The organism is Neorhizobium sp. CSC1952 (genome assembly GCF_030378245.1).
Taxonomy (GTDB): domain Bacteria; phylum Pseudomonadota; class Alphaproteobacteria; order Rhizobiales; family Rhizobiaceae; genus Neorhizobium; species Neorhizobium oryzae_A.
In genome coordinates this window covers 1,948,259-1,962,983 of sequence record NZ_CP128416.1, presented here as the reverse complement: position 1 = coordinate 1,962,983, position 14,725 = coordinate 1,948,259, and the positions used below count along the sequence as shown (strand labels likewise).

The window sequence follows — 14,725 nt, the reverse complement described above, 5'->3', positions numbered from 1 at the left end:
TCAGAACTCGATGCCGGCCTGGGCCTTCACGCCGGCCTTGAAGTGATGCTTCACCAGCGTCATCTCGGTTACCATATCGGCGGCCTCGATCAAGGCCGGCTTGGCGTTGCGGCCGGTGACGACCACATGCAGGTCGGGCCGCCGGGCCTGCAGCGCGGCAACCACCTTGTCGAGATCGAGGTAGTCGTAGCGCAGAGCGATATTGAGCTCGTCGAGGATGACGAGGCCGATCGTCTCGTCGGCCATCAGGTCGAGCGCCTTTTCCCACGCTTTTTCGGCAGCGGCGATGTCCCGCTTCAGGTCCTGCGTTTCCCAGGTGAACCCTTCGCCCATCGTATGCCAGACGACCCGGTCGCCGAACACGGCGAGCGCCGGCTGCTCGCCGGTCGACCAGGCGCCCTTGATGAACTGCACCACGCCGACGCGCCGGTTGTTGCCGAGCATGCGGAGCGCCAGGCCGAAGGCGGCGGTGGATTTGCCCTTGCCGGGACCGGTGTGGATGATGAGAAGACCCTTTTCGAGGGTCTTCTCCGCGACTTCGGCATCTTGAACCGCCTTGCGGTTCGCCATCTTGACGCGATGGCGTTCGGCTGCCGCCTGATCGATCTCCTTCACCGCGGAGCCAGCCCCGCCAGCGGACGCGCCGCGGCGTCTTCGCCGGCCCGGAAACGTTCGCGGACCACGCCGGCAAGCGCGCCCAGCGCCGCCCAGAACACCAGATTGGTGACGTAAACGGCATTGACGAAGCGGGCATGCAGCTCCAGCGGCACCGCCGTTTCATGCGTCGGCGGCAACGGGGCGCCAACCACATGCGGCGCGATCAGCAGAACGATCGCCGGTACGGCAAACACGACGGAACGGGTATAGGCGAGCAGGCCGAGGCCGAATGCTGTGCAGACGGCTGTCGAAATCCACCAGACCTGGCGCGGACCGAGCTCGGCGGCCGGCATGCCCGGCAGTTCCGGCGGCAGGCCGAGGCCAGGTGCGAGGCTGACGGCAAGAAAGCCGGCCATGCCGAACATCAACCCGCCGTGCCAGCCCTTGAGGCCTCCGAGGGCTTCCGAGATTGCGATCAGCACAAGGCCGAAGCCGATTGCCGAGAGAATGTTGGCGGCGGCAGTGTAGATGAAGCGCTCGAAACCGTCGGCGGGAGCCCAGGCTTCCTCGCCGTGACTATGTTCGGCAGCCGCAGGAGCCGCGGCACCGGCAGCCGGGGCAGCCTCATGGCTGTGGCTGTGACCGGCCTCGGCGCCGCCGGCATTTTCATAGGTCTCCGCCTGCAGGATGAGCGGCACCGTCGAGAAGCTCTGCAAGACGGTCAGCAGAAGTCCGGCCACAAGCCCGGCGATCACCGCCGTTAGGACGATGTTGCGAAACAGCGACATTTGGAAATTCCTCTCAGTGGCAGGGGAAGGCCAGCGAGTGGCGCGTATCGTGGGCGGCGTTGTGGACGACTTCCAGATGCGAGAAGCCGACAAAACCGACGATGAACAGGCCGAGAATAGCCGTCATGCTGAGGGGGATGATCTTCGAAGCGGAAACGCCGACTGCACTTGCGGCAGAATTCGTGACCATGTGTTTCGTCCTTTCGCCCTCCACCCGAGGGCCGTTCAAGTTCCGTTTGCCGAAGGCAGGTCTCCTGGCTCGCGAATCAGGCGCCTCGCATCCGCCTTCCCGGGAAAACCCAGTGGCATTTGGATGGAAGCTCTCCGCTTACAGTTGCGGGGGCAGCCGCGGGTTCGACGGGTCCCTCCGTCTCACCGCATTCCCTCTCGGCCCTTCCGGGCACCATCGACCGCTCCACTATAGCCGAATTCCGCCTTCCCGCAATCGCCTTTGCGACACCCGCTGCACTCCATTGACATGGACCTGCGACCGGGCTTACTTGGAAGGGAGACGGTCCTTCTCCGGCAACGGAGAAGGTCAAGAGGGAATGCGGTGCGACCCCGATGAGGGTCAAAGCCGCGGCTGCCCCCGCAACTGTAAGCGGAGAGCCCGAGCCAAGAAGCCACTGGAGAGACGATCCGGGAAGGCTGGCTCAGAGGCGAGGACCCGCGAGCCAGGAGACCTGCCGTCGAAAGACATCGTGCTCGCCGGGCGGGGTGCTCCGGGTCGAGGATTTCGTTCACGGCCGAACCGGCGAGAGCCGGACGTGCCCGCACCCCGACATGTTTTACGTGGCGGACAGGCGGCCGAGTGACGAATGATGATTGACGAGCAGCCCGGAAACGAAGCGGACGTGACGATCTTCGTGTGCACCAACTGCCGCGACGAATCGAACGCCGAGATGCGCCCGGGCGTGGCGCTGATAGCGGCGCTCAAGGAAGCGACGGCCGGCAAGCCGCTTGCCGTCAAACCCGTCACCTGCCTTGCCAATTGCGAAAAAAGCCCGAGCGCGGCCTTCAACCACCGATCCGGCTGGTCCTATGTGTTCGGCTATCTCGCGCCGGAAAACGTCGAGGACATCGTCACCGGTGCAATGATGCTGGCCGAGGACGAGCGCGGTTTCCTTCCCCTTCGCGGCCGCCCCGCCTGCCTGCGCGGCAAGGGCATGACGGCCCGCATTCCACCCTTCCATCATCACGAGGACATGCCTTCATGAGCGTCAATTTCGATCGCGTCCCCTGCACCGTCGTCACCGGTTTCCTGGGCGCCGGCAAGACCACGCTGATCCGCAACCTGATCGAGAAGCTGGACGGCAAGCGGCTGGCGATCATCGTCAACGAATTCGGCGATGTCGGGATCGACGGCGAGGTGCTGAAGGGGTGCGGCATCGAGACCTGCCCCGAGGACAATATCATCGAGCTCGCCAACGGCTGCATCTGCTGCACCGTCGCCGACGATTTCGTCCCGGCGATCGACCAGATCCTCTCCCGCGAGCCGCGCGTCGACCATATTCTGATCGAAACCTCCGGCCTCGCCCTGCCGAAGCCTCTCGTTCAGGCCTTCCAATGGCCGGATGTGAAGGCGCGCGTCACCGTCGACGGTGTCGTTGCGGTCGTGGACGGCGTGGCGCTTGCGGAGGGCAGGGTCGCCGACGACCATGACGCACTGGAAGCTCAGCGCCAGGCCGATGGCTCGATCGACCACGACGATCCCGTGGAGGAGGTTTTTGAAGATCAGGTCGCCTGCGCCGACATGATCGTGCTGACCAAGACCGACCTTCTGGATTCCGGCGGGCTTGCGAGCGCGAAAGACAGGGTGGCGGCCCATTTGCCGCGAGCGGTCAAGATCGTGCCGGCGGCCAACGGCGCCATCGATCCGGCCGTGCTCATCGGCCTCGGGCTCGCGGTCGAGGACGATATCGAGAACCGCAAGACGCATCACGACGACGAACTCGACCACGATCACGACGATTTCGACAGCTTCGTCGTCGACCTGCCGGCCGTGGCGGATCCGCAGGAACTCGCCGCCCGCATCTCCGCGACGGCGGAAGCGCAGAACGTATTGCGCATAAAAGGCTTCGTGGAGGTCGCGGATAAGCCGATGCGCCTGCAGGTCCAGGCTGTAGGATCGCGCGTGAACCATTATTTCGACCGCGCTTGGACGCCCGGCGAAACGCGGCGGAGCCGCCTTGTCGTGATCGGCGAAAAGGGGATCGACCGCGCGGCGATCGAAAGGATGCTGGCTGCCTGACAGGGTCTCGGTAGAAGGATGCACATACTCGCCACCACATCGTCGTCGCTCGACGACCTGATCGAGCCGGTCGACCTCGACCAGCCGCCGGCCGATGTGGTGGTGCTGTCCTTTTCGGGCAGCGATCTGAACGGGGTTGCCGCGGCCTGGGATACGGCAACGGACGGCAAAGGTGACGCCCCCGGTCCCTCTCCGAGCCTCTGCCTCGCCAACCTGTCCGATCTCCGTCACCCGATGTCCGTCGATCTCTGGGTGGAGAAAACGGCAGCGCATGCCAGGGTCATCCTCGTGCGCATTCTCGGCGGCTACGACCGCTGGGCCTACGGCGTGGACGAACTTTCACGCATGGCGAAGCGGAAGAAGATCGCGTTGGCCCTGCTGCCGGGTGAATGCAGCATGCGTGACGATAGGCTCGCTGCTGCCTCCACGGTATCGAACGAGGAGCTTGCCGGCATTCTCGCCTGCTTCCGCGAGGGCGGACCGGGCAATATGCGGCTTCTGACACGGCGGCTGGCAAGGCTTGCGGAAGGTGGGGCGCAGGCGTTGCCGCAGGCCGTTCCGATGCCGAAGGCCGGCTTCTACAGACCGGGTCAGGGCATCGTGGGGGCCGACGCATTGCTGGCCGACCTCCCAGCCGAGACGCCGCGCCTGCCGATCCTCTTCTACCGCTCGATGCTGCTCGCCAATGATGCGGCGCCGGTCGACGCGTTGTTCCAGGCGCTCGCTGCGCGCGGTTTCGCGCCGATCCCGATCTTCGTCAGCGGGCTGAAGGATGGAGATGCCATCGCTTTCGTAGAGCAGACGATCGCGGACCTTGAGCCTGCAGCGATCATTGCCACGACGGCTTTCGCCAGCGGCTCGGATGAAAAGGGCGAAACGATCTTCGACCGGACCAGCGTGCCGGTTTTCCAGGTTGTCGTCGCCACGACCCGCCGCGAGGGCTGGGTGGAAGGCCGACGGGGCCTGAACCCGGCCGACCTCGCCATGCATGTCGTCCTGCCGGAACTCGACGGCCGCATCCTTGCCGGCGCGATCTCCTTCAAGGCCGGCGAAAACTCCGCCAGCCTCCTTAACCAGCCGGAACCGGATCGGATCGAACAGGCGGCCGATCGCATCGCCGCCTTCCTGCGGCTGAAGGCGGCACCCCGCGCCGGGCGGAAGATCGTCATCCTCATGCCCGACTATCCGAGTGCGCCCGGCCGCACAGGTTATGCCGTCGGGCTGGACGTGCCGCAAAGCGTGCTCTCGATGCTGCATGAACTTTCCAAAGCCGGCTATGCGGTCGAAGATATTCCCGAGACGTCGCGGGAGCTTCTTGATCTTCTGGACCGGAAATCCGGCGCCCTGCAGCTTTCCGATTACATCCCGGCACCCGGTGCAGAAGCAGCCTGGGGTTCGCCTGAGCTCGACGCCGATCTGGAAGGCGGCACCTATCGCTTCCGCGCTGCGCGGTTCGGCAATATCACGGTCGCGCTGGCGCCGGATCGCGGCCGAAATGCCGACCGGCGCGCCGATTACCATAGCCCCGATTTGCCGCCGCGCCATGCCCTGATCGCCTTCGGACAGTGGATGCGCAAGCAGCTCGGCGCCCATGCGATCGTGCATGTCGGCGCGCACGGCACGCTGGAATGGCTGCCGGGCAAGACGGTGGCGCTGTCGAAGGGTTGCTTTCCGGAACTCGTAACCGGGAGCCTGCCGGTCATCTATCCCTTCATCGTCTCCAACCCTGGCGAGGCGGCCGTCGCCAAGCGGCGGATATCCGCCGTCACCATCGGCCACCTGCCGCCGGTGCTGACCGGAGCCGGCCTGTCGGACGAGCAGAAGAAGCTCGAACTGCTGGTCGACGAATACGCGCAGGCCGACGGGCTCGACCGCCGCCGCCGCGATAGATTGGCCAGGCTGATCGTCGAGACCGCCCGCGACACCGGCCTGGCTTCCGAAGCCGGCGTTTCCCGCGATGACGATCCGGACACGGCGCTTACCCGCATCGACGCCTTTCTTTGCGACCTGAAGGATTTCGCGATCAAGGACGGTCAGCATGTCTTCGGACATGTGGCATCCGGCGACGACGATCCGCGGCGGATTGCCAGTGCTGAAGCCGAGCGGACGGCCCTGCTCGACGCGCTGGATGGCAGACATATCCGCCCCGGCCCCTCCGGCGCGCCCGCCCGCGGCCGCCTCGACGTGATGCCGACAGGCCGCAATCTCTTCGCCAGCGATCCACGGACGCTCCCGACGCCGACCGCTTTCGAACTCGGCAAGCGGGCTGCCGACGAAATACTGCGCCGCTATCTGCAGGATCACGGCGAATGGCCGAAAAGCCTCGTCTTCGACCTTTGGGGCAGCGCGTCGCTCCGAAGCGGCGGCGAGGAGGTGGCTCAGGTTCTGGCCCTGATGGGCGCCAGGCCTATACAGGATGCGGCGACCGGCCGCGTCACCGGCATCGAGGTTCTGCCGCCGGCACAGCTCGGTCGCCCGCGTATCGATGTGACGCTCAGGATTTCCGGCCTCTTCCGCGACATGTTTCCGGCGCTGATCGCGCTTCTCGATGCCGCTATGCGCGCCATCGCCGCCCGTGAGGAAGCACCGGGCGACAATCCGCTGGCTGAAGAGGCGCGCAGGCTCGGCCATGTGCCGCCGCGCATCTTCGGTTCGGCTCCCGGCACCTACGGCTCCGGCATCGAGGAAAAGCTTGCCGACGGCAGCTGGGCGGAGCGGGAAGAACTCGGCCGCATCTATCTCGATTCTACGAGCCACGCTTTCGGCGGCCCGGAAGGTGACGCTTCCGAGGTTCCGGGCCGTTTTGCCGAGCGGGTGGGAAGCGCCGACCTCCTGGTCCATACGGGAGACGACCCCGGTCGCGACCTGCTTGACGGTTCGGCCGACGTCGCCTTCATCGGCGGGTTTTCCGCAGCCGTTGCAGCTCTTGGCGGCAAGGCGGACGTGATCGCTCTGGACACGACCGATCCGCAAAAACCGAAAGCACGCTCGATCTCGGAAGCGGTGACACGTGTGGTGCGCGCCCGCGCGGTCAATCCGCGCTTCATCGCGGGCCAGATGCGCCATGGCCCGCGCGGTGCGGCGGAGCTGGTGGAAACGGTTGACCGGCTCATCGGTTTTGCCGAGACCACCCATGCCATTCCGCAATCCCTGATCGACGCCACCTATGATGCCTATCTGGGCGACGAGACCGTGCGGGATTTTCTGCTGTCCCAGAATCCGGAAGGTGCGCGCCATATGGGCGAACGCTTCCGTTCGGCACTTCGCCGCGGCCTATGGCATCCGCGCCGCAACGCGGTCGACGCCGAGCTGGAAATGCTGACGGAGGAGGTCGCATGACGGCGCTCCCGCTCGATCGCACGGCTCTGGACCCGCTGTCCGATTCGAACATGCAAAGGGGAGCCTGCCCGGCGCTTTCCGCACCGATGATGACCGGCGACGGACTTCTCGCCCGCGTGGCGCTGACGGATGCGATCACGCCCGCGCAGCTTGCAGGCCTTTGCCGGCTCGCCCTTCGCCACGGCAACGGCATTCTCGATATTTCCGCCCGCGGCAATCTGCAGGTCCGAGGATTGACCGAGATGTCGGCACCTTTGCTCGACACGGATGTCCGCGCGTTGAATCTGCCGTTGCGGGAAGGCCTCGCCGTGGAAACCCCGCCGCTCGCCGGCCTCGACGATGGCGAGATCGCCGATCCGCGCCCGCTCGCCGAGGCTATTCGTCAAGAGGCACACGGTATCGATGGGCTGGCTCCGAAAATGTCCGTGGTCGTGGACGGGCAGGGCACACTGCGCCTTTCCCATCTTCTGGCGGATATCCGGCTGAGCGCCGTTCGGTCGGATGGAGGCATTCGCTGGAAGCTGCTGCTCGGCGGCGCTGAAGCGACGGGCAGGATCTATGGCCTGTTCGGCGAGACCGACGCCATCGAGGCCGCCATCCTTCTGCTTCGAGAGCTTGCCGTGACGGGCAGCAAGGCCCGCGGCCGAGATCTGGCAAGCGGCCTTCCCTTGAACGATGGCGCCGCGCCTTCCGCCTCCCCCTTCGGCATATTCGCGCTCTCAGATAATCTTTGTGCCGCCGGCATCGGCCCTGCCCTCGGCCAGGCACAGGCTGAAGACCTCATCGCGCTTTGCACCGAAGCCGAGCGGCTGGGGGTAAGATCGCTGAAGCCGGCGCTCGATCATTCCCTGATGTTCTTCGGACCACGCCCGGCCTGCAAACTCCTGGTGGATTTTGCAGGACGCAAAGGCTTCATCACCGCCCCGGGCGATCCGCGCGGAAACATCGCCGCCTGTCCCGGAAGCCCGGCCTGCAGTTCCGCGACGATCGCCACGCACGAGATCGCGGCCAATGCCGCCGGCGAATACGCCGATCTGCTGGACGGTTCGTTCAAGCTGCACATCACCGGCTGCCCGAAAGGCTGCGCTCATCCGCAGCCCGCAGCGCTTTCTCTCTGCGGCACGGCCGACGGCGTTTCGCTGGTCGCGCAGGGAAAAACCTCGGAAAAACCCTTTGCTTCCGTGGCATTTGCCGATACCAACGCCTCCCTTGGCCGTATCGCCGAGCTCGTTCGGGCGGAACGAGACGAGGGAGAGAATTCGGCCGCTTGTCTCGCCCGGCTGGGACCGGGCCGACTTGCTGCCGCCGTTATGTCAGGACGATCATGAACAGTTACGACTATATCCGCGAAGGCGACGCGATCTACGAACGATCCTTCGCGATCATCCGCGAGGAAGCCGATCTTTCCTCCTTTTCCTCCGAACAGGCGGAAATCGCCGTGCGCATGATCCACGCCTGCGGGCTTGTCGAGGCGGCCGGACATTTCCGCTTCTCGAAGGATTTCGTCGCCAGGGCGCGCGGCGCGCTTTATGACGGCCGGCCGATCTATTGCGACGCCGAGATGGTGGCGCACGGCATCACCCGCGCCCGCCTGCCGGCCGACAACGACGTGATCTGCACGCTGCGCGACAGCCGCACGATCGAGCTTGCCAAGACGATCGGCAACACCCGCTCCGCCGCGGCGCTCGATCTCTGGGACGAGATGGAAGGCGCGCTGGTGGCGATCGGCAACGCGCCGACCGCGCTCTTTCGCCTGCTCGAAATGCTGGACGCCGGCGCGCCGCGGCCCGCCGCGATCATCGGCATGCCGGTCGGCTTCGTCGGCGCCGCCGAATCCAAGGAAGCGCTGATGGAATCGGGGCTCGGCATTCCCTATGCCGTGGTGCGCGGCCGCATGGGCGGCTCTGCGATGACGGCAGCCTGCATCAATGCGCTTGCGAGGGCGGGGCTTTGAACGCGGCGATCCTCAAAGGCAGGCTGACTGGCGTCGGCACCGGGCCGGGCGACCCGGAACTCCTGACGCTGAAGGCGGTACGGGCCATCAACGAGGCGGACGTGATCGCTTTCTTCTGCAAGAAGGGGAGCAACGGCAATGGCCGCGCGATCGTCGAGGCCCATATCCGCCCCGGCACGCTGGAACTGCCTTTGGTCTATCCCGTAACGACGGAGGCCAACAAGGAGGAGGCGGAATATCGCGGCCCGATCTCCGACTTCTTCGACCGCTCGGCGGAAGAGATTGCCGCCTATCTCAATACGGGCAGGAACGTCGCCGTCCTGAGCGAAGGCGATCCCCTGTTCTACGGTTCCTACATGCATCTGCATGTGCGGCTGGCTTCGCGCTATCGGGCCGACGTGGTGGCCGGCGTCACGGCCATGTCCGGCTGCTGGTCGATGACCGGCCTGCCGCTGGTGCAGGGCGACGACATCCTGAGCGTTTTGCCGGGCACGCTGCCGGAGGAAAAGCTTGTCGAACGGCTGAAGGACACCGACGGCGCCGTCATCATGAAAGTCGGCCGCAACCTTCCGAAGATCCGCCGGGCGCTGGCTTCGGTCGGAAAACTCTCCGGCGCGCTCTATGTGGAGCGCGGCACCATGGCGAACGGCGCGGCACAGCGGCTGGAGGAGCGCGACGAAAGCCCCGCACCCTATTTTTCCATCGTGCTCGTACCCGGCTGGAAGACGCGGCCCAGGGGGGAGCGGGGAGCGGATCGATGAGCGGCTCTCTCGTCGTTGTCGGCCTCGGCCCGGGAAATCCCGACCAGATGACGCAGGAGGCGCTCGCGGCAGTGACCGCAGCGGAGGATTTTTTCGGCTATTTTCCCTACATCGACCGCCTGAACCTGAGGCCCGATCAACGCCGCCACGCGTCCGACAACCGCGAGGAGCTGGCGCGCGCGAGGGCGGCGCTCGAAACGGCCGCCGGAGGCGGCAAGGTCTGCGTCGTTTCCGGCGGCGATCCCGGCGTCTTCGCCATGGCGGCTGCGGTCTGCGAAGCGATCGACGTGGGTCCGGCAGAATGGCGCGATATCGATTTTTCCGTCGTGCCGGGGGTGACGGCCATGCTGGCGGTCGCGGCGAGGGCCGGCGCGCCGCTTGGCCATGATTTCTGCGCTATCTCGCTCTCCAACAACCTGAAACCTTGGAAAGTCATCGAAAAGCGGCTCGTGGCCGCCGCAACGGCAGGCTTCGTGATGGCCTTCTACAATCCGGTCAGCAAGGCGCGACCGCACCAGCTCGGCGACGCCTTCGCGCTTCTGCGCCGGCATCTGCCGGGCGAGGTGCCGGTGATCTTCGGCCGGGCGGCCGGGCGGCCGGACGAAGCGATCCGCATCGTGCCGCTTGAAGCGGCCGAAAGCGGCATGGCCGACATGGCGACCTGCGTCATCGTCGGAACGGCGGAAACGCGGATCGTCGAACGGCAAGGAAAGCGCCCGATCGTCTACTCGCCGCGTTATTTCAAGGATGGTTTCGGGGGTGCCGGCGCATGAGCGAGCCAGGCCAGCATATCCTCGACGATCTCGACGGACGGCACGTCCGGCAGGTCCGGCCGGCGCACCAGTATCACCTCGATGCCGAGCGTGCGGGCGGCGGCGATCTTGCCGTAGCTCGAAGGACCCCCGCTGTTCTTGGCGACGATCGCCTCAATCGCATGCTCTTCGAGAAGCCGCGCCTCGTCCGCTTCTGCGAAGGGACCGCGCGAGGTGAGGTAGACCGCATGCGGTACATCCAGCGGCGGCTCGACCGGATCGACGCTGCGGATCAGGTAATGGTGCCGAGGAGCGGCTTCGAAGGGCAGAAGCTCCTGGCGGCCGAGGGTGAGAAAGACCTTTCGCGGCACGCTGCCAAGAGCCTCGACGGCCTCGCCGACGCTGCCGACTTCCCTCCAGCGGTCACCCGCCTGCCGCTGCCACGGGGACCGGCGGAGCGCGATCAGCGGCACGTCCGCCAGTCTGCTCGCTTCGGCCGCATTGCGGGAAATCTGCGCGGCGTAGGGATGTGTGGCGTCGATCAGGATCGAGATGCCCTTTTCCCGGATATAGGCCGCCAGACCCTCCGCGCCTCCGAAACCGCCGACGCGCACCGGCACCGGCTGTTCGGCCGGCGCGCGGGTGCGCCCGGCCAACGAGAGTTCCGTGGCAAAACGCGGATCGCCGGCGAGCTTTTCGGCCAATTTTCTGGCTTCCGCCGTTCCGCCGAGAATGAGGATGGAGTGTTTCAAGGTGCCTCCTGATTCAGCGGAAAAAGCTTTAAACCAAAGCCGCTGGCTGTCCATCGTCGGTATTGGCGAGGACGGCGTAAAAGGACTTGGCGAGAACGCCCGCAATGCGATTTCCTCCGCCTCGGTTGTCTTCGGCGGCAAGCGGCATCTGGAGCTGGCCGCACCGCTGATCACCGGCGGCTCGCGGGCCTGGCCGACGCCTTTCGATGCCGCCATGCGCGATGTCGTGGCGCTGCGCGGGCAGAAGGTATGCGTGCTGGCCTCCGGCGATCCGTTCCTCTTCGGTGTCGGCGCCACCCTTTCGCGCCATGTGGCGGCCGAGGAGTTCACCACCTATCCGGCGCCTTCCGCCTTCTCGCTGGCTGCCTCGAGGCTCGGCTGGCCGCTGCAGGAGGTCGAAACCGTATCGCTGCATGGCCGGCCGCTCGATTTGATCCGGCCGCTATTGCATCCCGGCCGGCGGGTCATCGCGCTGACCTCGGACGAAAAGGGTCCGGTAGAGCTGGCGGAACTGCTGGCCGCCAACGGTTTCGGTTCGTCCCGTTTGACGGTCCTGGAAGCGCTGGGCGGCGAGGCGGAGCGCGTCCGTTCCGCGCAAGCAAACCGGTTTTCACTGCCGGCTATCAATGCTCTGAACGTAGTTGCCGTGGAGGTGGCCGCAGGTGACGACGCCCGTATCCTGCCTCGTGCTTTCGGGCTGGACGACGCTTTGTTCGACCATGACGGGCAGATCACCAAACGGGAGATCCGCGCACTGACATTGTCCGCGCTGGCGCCGCGGCGCGGCGAGCTTCTATGGGATATCGGTGCCGGATCCGGCTCGATCGGCATCGAGTGGATGCTGGCCGATCCGTCGCTCAAGGCCGTTGCCATCGAGGCCGATGCTGAACGGGCGGCGCGCATTCGGAGAAATGCTGTCTCCTTTGGCGTGCCCGGCTTGCGGATCGTCGAGGGCGAGGCTCCGGCAGCCCTGGTGGGTCTGCCCGCACCGGACGCGATCTTCATCGGCGGCGGGGGCAGCGATCCCGGCGTTTTCGACGCCGCCGTCGATGCGCTGAGACCCGGCGGACGGCTGGTCGCCAATGCCGTGACGCTGGAGATGGAGGCCCTGCTGCTCGCGGCTCAGGCGAGACTCGGTGGCGAACTTATCCGCATCGAAGTGTCGCGTGCGGGACCGATCGGATCGATGCAGGGCTGGAAACCGGCCATGCCGGTGACCCAATGGCGCTGGAGAAAGCCGGGAGAACCGCAATGATCGTCGCAGGCCTGGGCTGCCGCAAAGGGACGTCAGCCGAATCCATCCTCTCCGCACTGGACGCAGCCTGCGCCGCGGCCGGTATTCCACGTGAATCAGTAACGGCACTGGCGACGGGTGAGATCAAACGACATGAGGCCGGCATTGTCGAGCTGGCCGGAAAACTCGGGCTGTCGCTGCATGTTCTCGACGACGCCATGCTGAAACAAGCCGAAGGCCGTACGAAAACCGTATCGCAACATAGCCTCGCGCAGACCGCCACGCCAAGTCTCTCGGAGGCCGCGGCACTTGCCCTCGCCGGCGAGGAAGCCGAGCTCATCGCTCCCCGGCTGATTGCCGATGGCGCGACCTGCGCGCTGGCGCGCTCGAAGGAATTGTTCATGAAGGACGGGGCATGACCGTGCATTTCATCGGCGCCGGACCGGGCGCCGCAGACCTCATCACCGTACGCGGACGCGATATCCTCGCCCGCTCGCCCGTCTGCCTCTATGCCGGCTCGATCATGCCGAAAGAGCTGCTCGACTACTGCCCGAAGGATGCGCGGATCGTCGATACCGGCTCTCTTTCGCTGGACGACATCGAAGCGGAATATGTCGCGGCCCATAAGGCGGGAAAGGATGTTGCGCGGCTGCATTCCGGCGATCTTTCCGTCTGGAGCGCGGTGGCCGAGCAGGTCCGCCGGCTGGAGAAACACGGCATCGATTATACCCTGACCCCGGGCGTGCCGTCCTTCGCGGCAGCCGCGGCGGCGTTGAAGCGCGAGCTGACGATCCCGGAAGTGGCGCAGAGCCTGGTACTCACCCGCGTTTCCGGCCGGGCGTCGAAGATGCCGGAGGGGGAAACCCTTGCCGCCTTCGGTGCGACAGGTGCAACGCTGGCGATCCATCTCGCCATCCATGCGCTCGGGAAGATCGTCGCGGAACTGACGCCGCTTTATGGGCCGGATTGCCCGGTAGCGATCGTCGTGCGCGCCTCCTGGCCGGAGGAGCGTATCATCCGCGGCACGCTTGCCGACATCGAGGCAAGGCTTGCAGAAGAACCGGCCGAGCGCACGGCATTGATCTTCGTCGGCAAGGGGCTCGGCTCCACCGACTTTGTCGAGAGCCAGCTTTACAATGCCGACTATGTAAGACGCTTCCGGCCCGGCTGGGCTCAGGCGGACAAGGGTTCCGAATGATCCGAGGGAGTGAACGGAGTTTGGCCCGCCAACCGGCCTTCGCGATCGAAGACCAGGATTTCCAGCGAGATTGCCGGGTCCTTGAGCGCCCTGGCGGCCGTCGTCCAGGCGAGCGTGGCGATGCGATCGCCGAGCGCCAGCCCGCTTTCACCGGCAAGGCCGAAGGCTTGCGAAACGGTATTGGCCGTCGCGATGCGTTGAACCAGACCGGCATCCGCGCCGGCTTCCGCCGCGACCTTTGCGAGCGCTTCGAGATCGGCAAGGCCGCGTTTGGAATGAACGTCGAGCATGCCCTGGGCGAGCTTGGTCATCTTGGCAACGCCGCCGGCGATCGTCACTTTCGGTACGGGATGGTCCCGCAGGTATTTCAGCATACCGCCGACGAAATCGCCCATGTCGATCAGCGCGATCTCCGGGAGGCCATGATGCGTCTGCACCGCCTTTTCGGACGTGTTGCCGGTGGAACCGGCCACATGGGTAAGACCGGCGGCCCGCGCCACGTCGATGCCGCGCCAGATGGAATGGATCCAGGCCGAGCAGGAAAAAGGAATGACGATCCCGGTCGTGCCGAGGATGGAGATGCCGCCCAGGATGCCGAGCCGGCCATTGAGCGTCTTCTCGGCGATCTTCTCGCCGTCCGCGACGGAAATCTCCACCTCGAAATCGGCTTCACCGCCCGCTACCTCGGCGATCGCTTCGGCAATCATCTTCCGCGGCACCGGATTGATGGCAGGCTCGCCGACGGCGAGAGGCAAGCCGGGGCGGGTGACGGTGCCGACGCCTTTGCCGGCCTTGAACGTGATGCCGCTGCCACGTACGCCGCGCCGGATGGTGCTGATGATGAGGGCTCCGTGGGTGACGTCCGGATCGTCGCCGGCATCCTTGACGATGCCGGCCCGGGCGAAGCCGTCACCCCTTTCCTCCAAAGCCAATGCAAAGCTCGGCCGCTGACCGCCAGGCAGCGTCACCTCCACCATGTCCGGAAATTTGCCGGAAACGAGCGCAAGACAGGCTGCCTTGCTGGCTGCCGCCGCGCAGGTTCCCGTGGTCCAGCCACGGCGCAGGTTCTTGCCATCCGCTTCCATGGCCGTTTCTATAG

Annotated in this window: 15 protein-coding genes and 2 riboswitches; of the genes, 10 read left to right on the top strand and 5 right to left on the bottom strand. The window is 65.8% G+C overall.

Features of this window, described 5'->3' with window-relative positions; translation table 11 throughout:
- From cobO to QTA58_RS09805, 3 genes are read right to left on the bottom strand one after another with little or no spacing between them, the layout of a single operon-like run.
- On the bottom strand, positions 1 to 615 hold the full coding sequence (cobO, locus tag QTA58_RS09815) for a cob(I)yrinic acid a,c-diamide adenosyltransferase (RefSeq protein ID WP_289672624.1): 615 nt from the start codon (positions 613 to 615) through the stop codon (positions 1 to 3).
- On the bottom strand, positions 612 to 1,385 hold the full coding sequence (locus tag QTA58_RS09810) for a CbtA family protein (protein WP_289672623.1): 774 nt from the start codon (positions 1,383 to 1,385) through the stop codon (positions 612 to 614). Before QTA58_RS09810 ends, cobO begins: the two co-directional genes overlap by 4 nt.
- Positions 1,386 to 1,398: 13 nt before the next feature.
- On the bottom strand, positions 1,399 to 1,575 hold the full coding sequence (locus tag QTA58_RS09805; RefSeq protein ID WP_085421513.1) for a CbtB-domain containing protein: 177 nt from the start codon (positions 1,573 to 1,575) through the stop codon (positions 1,399 to 1,401).
- Positions 1,576 to 1,611: 36 nt separating this feature from the next.
- Positions 1,612 to 1,808: riboswitch (cobalamin riboswitch) on the bottom strand.
- 72 nt (positions 1,809 to 1,880) lie between these two features.
- A riboswitch (cobalamin riboswitch) is annotated at positions 1,881 to 2,091 on the top strand.
- Positions 2,092 to 2,203: 112 nt separating this feature from the next.
- Here QTA58_RS09805 and QTA58_RS09800 point away from each other — a divergent pair.
- From QTA58_RS09800 to QTA58_RS09770, 7 genes are read left to right on the top strand one after another with little or no spacing between them, the layout of a single operon-like run.
- Positions 2,204 to 2,602 carry a DUF1636 domain-containing protein gene (locus QTA58_RS09800; RefSeq protein ID WP_289672622.1) on the top strand — a complete coding sequence of 133 codons (399 nt, stop codon included), beginning with the start codon at positions 2,204 to 2,206 and terminating at the stop codon, positions 2,600 to 2,602.
- On the top strand, positions 2,599 to 3,636 hold the full coding sequence (cobW, locus tag QTA58_RS09795; protein WP_085421515.1) for a cobalamin biosynthesis protein CobW: 1,038 nt from the start codon (positions 2,599 to 2,601) through the stop codon (positions 3,634 to 3,636). Before QTA58_RS09800 ends, cobW begins: the two co-directional genes overlap by 4 nt.
- Positions 3,637 to 3,654: 18 nt before the next feature.
- Positions 3,655 to 6,975 (top strand): cobaltochelatase subunit CobN, encoded by a 3,321-nt coding sequence (gene cobN / locus QTA58_RS09790; protein WP_289672621.1) that lies wholly within the window; start codon positions 3,655 to 3,657, stop codon positions 6,973 to 6,975.
- Positions 6,972 to 8,303: a precorrin-3B synthase gene (gene cobG, locus QTA58_RS09785; RefSeq protein WP_289672620.1), complete on the top strand. Its 1,332-nt coding sequence runs from the start codon at positions 6,972 to 6,974 to the stop codon at positions 8,301 to 8,303. Before cobN ends, cobG begins: the two co-directional genes overlap by 4 nt.
- Positions 8,300 to 8,929: a precorrin-8X methylmutase gene (locus QTA58_RS09780; protein ID WP_085421517.1), complete on the top strand. Its 630-nt coding sequence runs from the start codon at positions 8,300 to 8,302 to the stop codon at positions 8,927 to 8,929. Before cobG ends, QTA58_RS09780 begins: the two co-directional genes overlap by 4 nt.
- On the top strand, positions 8,926 to 9,690 hold the full coding sequence (locus QTA58_RS09775) for a precorrin-2 C(20)-methyltransferase (protein ID WP_289672619.1): 765 nt from the start codon (positions 8,926 to 8,928) through the stop codon (positions 9,688 to 9,690). The genes QTA58_RS09780 and QTA58_RS09775 overlap by 4 nt, the downstream gene beginning before the upstream one ends.
- Complete coding sequence (locus QTA58_RS09770) at positions 9,687 to 10,463, top strand: precorrin-3B C(17)-methyltransferase (protein ID WP_289672618.1); 777 nt, start codon at positions 9,687 to 9,689, stop codon at positions 10,461 to 10,463. The genes QTA58_RS09775 and QTA58_RS09770 overlap by 4 nt, the downstream gene beginning before the upstream one ends.
- Here the strand turns inward: QTA58_RS09770 and QTA58_RS09765 are convergent.
- Entirely contained in the window at positions 10,427 to 11,194 is a 768-nt protein-coding gene (locus QTA58_RS09765; protein WP_289672617.1) for a cobalt-precorrin-6A reductase, read from the bottom strand. The genes QTA58_RS09770 and QTA58_RS09765 overlap by 37 nt on opposite strands.
- A 1-nt stretch (position 11,195) precedes the next feature.
- On the opposite strand from QTA58_RS09765, the gene cbiE reads away from it, so the two are divergent.
- Genes cbiE through cobM form a run of 3 tightly spaced genes read left to right on the top strand, consistent with a single transcriptional unit; the run spans position 11,196 to position 13,626 of the window.
- Positions 11,196 to 12,449 (top strand): precorrin-6y C5,15-methyltransferase (decarboxylating) subunit CbiE, encoded by a 1,254-nt coding sequence (gene cbiE / locus QTA58_RS09760; RefSeq protein ID WP_289672616.1) that lies wholly within the window; start codon positions 11,196 to 11,198, stop codon positions 12,447 to 12,449.
- Positions 12,446 to 12,847, top strand: a complete 402-nt coding sequence (locus QTA58_RS09755; protein WP_289672615.1) for a cobalamin biosynthesis protein — start codon at positions 12,446 to 12,448, stop codon at positions 12,845 to 12,847. Before cbiE ends, QTA58_RS09755 begins: the two co-directional genes overlap by 4 nt.
- Positions 12,844 to 13,626 (top strand): precorrin-4 C(11)-methyltransferase, encoded by a 783-nt coding sequence (gene cobM, locus QTA58_RS09750; RefSeq protein WP_289672614.1) that lies wholly within the window; start codon positions 12,844 to 12,846, stop codon positions 13,624 to 13,626. Before QTA58_RS09755 ends, cobM begins: the two co-directional genes overlap by 4 nt.
- Here cobM and QTA58_RS09745 read toward each other — a convergent pair.
- Positions 13,602 to 14,711: a cobalt-precorrin-5B (C(1))-methyltransferase gene (locus tag QTA58_RS09745; protein WP_289673088.1), complete on the bottom strand. Its 1,110-nt coding sequence runs from the start codon at positions 14,709 to 14,711 to the stop codon at positions 13,602 to 13,604. The genes cobM and QTA58_RS09745 overlap by 25 nt on opposite strands.
- Positions 14,712 to 14,725: the final 14 nt, after the last annotated feature.

What these genes read in the sequence shown, in the direction of transcription:
- QTA58_RS09805 (WP_085421513.1), bottom strand. Translation starts at nt 1,575, where the DNA reads ATGGTCACGAATTCTGCCGCAAGTGCAGTCGGCGTTTCCGCTTCGAAG.
- cobW (WP_085421515.1), top strand. Translation starts at nt 2,599, where the DNA reads ATGAGCGTCAATTTCGATCGCGTCCCCTGCACCGTCGTCACCGGTTTC.
- cobN (WP_289672621.1), top strand. Translation starts at nt 3,655, where the DNA reads ATGCACATACTCGCCACCACATCGTCGTCGCTCGACGACCTGATCGAG.
- QTA58_RS09755 (WP_289672615.1), top strand. Translation starts at nt 12,446, where the DNA reads ATGATCGTCGCAGGCCTGGGCTGCCGCAAAGGGACGTCAGCCGAATCC.
- cobG (WP_289672620.1), top strand. Translation starts at nt 6,972, where the DNA reads ATGACGGCGCTCCCGCTCGATCGCACGGCTCTGGACCCGCTGTCCGAT.
- QTA58_RS09810 (WP_289672623.1), bottom strand. Translation starts at nt 1,385, where the DNA reads ATGTCGCTGTTTCGCAACATCGTCCTAACGGCGGTGATCGCCGGGCTT.
- QTA58_RS09770 (WP_289672618.1), top strand. Translation starts at nt 9,687, where the DNA reads ATGAGCGGCTCTCTCGTCGTTGTCGGCCTCGGCCCGGGAAATCCCGAC.
- cobM (WP_289672614.1), top strand. Translation starts at nt 12,844, where the DNA reads ATGACCGTGCATTTCATCGGCGCCGGACCGGGCGCCGCAGACCTCATC.
- QTA58_RS09800 (WP_289672622.1), top strand. Translation starts at nt 2,204, where the DNA reads ATGATGATTGACGAGCAGCCCGGAAACGAAGCGGACGTGACGATCTTC.
- QTA58_RS09745 (WP_289673088.1), bottom strand. Translation starts at nt 14,711, where the DNA reads ATGGAAGCGGATGGCAAGAACCTGCGCCGTGGCTGGACCACGGGAACC.
- QTA58_RS09780 (WP_085421517.1), top strand. Translation starts at nt 8,300, where the DNA reads ATGAACAGTTACGACTATATCCGCGAAGGCGACGCGATCTACGAACGA.